This window comes from Niastella vici, assembly GCF_002077945.1.
GTDB lineage: Bacteria > Bacteroidota > Bacteroidia > Chitinophagales > Chitinophagaceae > Niastella > Niastella vici.
The window spans coordinates 1-2,323 of record NZ_LVYD01000122.1; the positions used below are offsets into that span (position 1 = coordinate 1).

Sequence of the window (2,323 nt, forward strand, 5' to 3'; positions counted from 1 at the left end):
CTTCAAGTCGTTGGATTTGAAGGCGTTTTCTTGTTCGAATAATTTTCACGAGATTAGCTCTTCTTTAAATGGATTTGATTATCAAATAATTAGTAGGTTCGAAGTGTTACTAAAAAAATGGCTTTTTCTATTACCCGGCTGCCGAAGGTTCCGCGCAACGATAAATTTCATCGTTGGCGCTGCGCACCCGTCGATCCTTAGTTGTTAGCCGCTGTTATTATTGCCACTTTGATTTATGTTCTCTATAAAGCCTGTATAAATCAATTTTATCGGCTTCGATGTTAAAAAATCCACAATCGAAATAATCAACCATTTGTCCATATGACATTTTCCCTCCTGAACTGCTAAAAATAACTAAGGTGTTATTTTTATATTTCATTGGATAAATGTTGTCAATACCAAATGCTGTGTCGAATAATTGTTGTACTTTCTGAAAATTATTGCCTTCATGTTTTCCTAAATAAATTGAAGAATCATTTTTTACTATTGTAAATAACTCGTTGCCTTTTTGAAAAGTATAAATTGGTACAGAATATCTGTCGAGGTACCCATAGCTATTAAAACTCCACTTCTTTATTGTGTCTGCTAGCGCTTCGTATTGCTTTCCCGGCGATGCAGCTAAGTGAGTATATAAAATATTAAGTTTTTCTGCTTGTTGAATCGTAATCTCAAAAAGCTGTTTTGGATTTTTTATTTTGATAACCCCAATGTTAGTTGAATCATGTTTTCGCCCATCACAGATAATATAGTATTCCTCCTGAAACTTTAAAACTTGACGTGGGCTATAAGAAAAAATTGCAAAAATAATTTTTGTTGACTTTTCAAGAAAGTAAGTAAAGAAACCATCTTGCCCAATTCGATTTGCAAATATTTTATATAGTGAGTCTTCAAACAATAGTTCCCCCGGCATTTGACTGTATTCTATTTTTTCTTTAAATGCTTTCAGTTTAAAGTCGTTTGTTAAGTAGTACGTTTCTGGAAAACCGGTTCTATTGCCGTCATACTTGCAAAGGATTACTGAATCATTGGTCTTATAGATAATAGTACTTGGAAATTTATTGATTGAATCCTCAATTTGTTGTTGTCTTCGGAAAAAAGTATCCAATACAACGACTTTCTGGCTTGCCTGAGAGATAAAAAAATATCCATTACTGTAAACGACATCATATAACTTGCTGTCAATTTTTAATTCATTATATGATGTTGAAAATAATTTTTGGCCAGCTTTTTTGTCACTAGTCATCTTACAAGATGAAAGAATGAAAAGGGATAATATTGTCGTAAATATCAGGTTCATCATGAATTGCAGCTAATGATTCGGGCTTTGCGAAAGGCGGAGAATTTCAATATCTCTGTTCAATAGAATTACGTATTTGGAATTATCACTGTCGGCCAAATTGTAATGAGTCAGCCCTGCTTCTAATAATACCATGTTATGCGCCTGTCGTTTGTTGTCCATTTAAAAATGGCTGTTTCGTCAATTGATCCTGGTAGTCAATTTTTCTAAAGAATGGCCACACATCATAGTCGCCTAACTTTTGCCACTCGTAATATGAAGTAATATGTTTTTCTCTTTTATTTCTGTAATGGTGTCCTAGTGTTATAACTGATAAGACTAAGTCCTTTAATGAAAATCGTAACAGTGGATTGTTCATATTTAAATAAGGCCATTCATATTCTTTATCGGAATGTAGAAATAGAATACACCGTGAAATGATTTTCAATGCATCCTTTGTTAATACATCTGATTTTATTAGCTTATGATTTCTTGTGTCGTCGTATAGCCCCCAACACAATTCAAGAATAGGCCTAATGATAGGATCGTCATCGTCACTCTTTGCTAATTTCGAACGGTAATATTGCTCTGGGAGCCATCCGTCCGATACGTTGTCCATAACGGCTTCCTCAAAGTCGTCGTTTGAAATTAGCCCAACGGATAAATGGCGCAAATGAAGTGCGAGTTTTTTTCTACGCTCCTTGTCTACCATGTTGATGATTTTGATTTGGTATTATACCTCTATTATACGCTACCTTAAACCAAAAAGCAATTTTTTGCAAGCGTTTTTTAGCTTCTTAGTAAAAAAGGCGTGGCTATCACAAGGCAACTCAAATACGATTCAAGTCAGGTTTAGATCATCCAGCGGACTTTTAATTTTTAATAAATCTTTGTTCGAAACAGCCCTTATGTTCGAACAAAATCCCCATCACCGACATCTATATCTTTTTCACGTTGATGTTTGAATCTTTACAAAATACTCATTATAAAAATCTACAATCTTATTGAGTTCCTCCCCAAACCGGTTCGAAAGTTGTAACCTACAGC

General features: G+C 34.4%; 2 protein-coding genes. Both read right to left on the minus strand.

All coding sequences use genetic code 11. The features are described 5' to 3' along the window. Window positions 1-217: 217 nt before the first annotated feature. Window positions 218-1,243 carry a hypothetical protein gene (locus A3860_RS37605; protein WP_081155755.1) on the minus strand — a complete coding sequence of 342 codons (1,026 nt, stop codon included), beginning with the start codon at window positions 1,241-1,243 and terminating at the stop codon, window positions 218-220. Between the two features lie 190 nt (window positions 1,244-1,433). Continuing rightward, window positions 1,434-1,988, minus strand: coding sequence for a hypothetical protein (locus A3860_RS37610; protein WP_081155756.1), 555 nt, complete (start codon window positions 1,986-1,988; stop codon window positions 1,434-1,436). Between the last annotated feature and the right edge of the window lie 335 nt (window positions 1,989-2,323).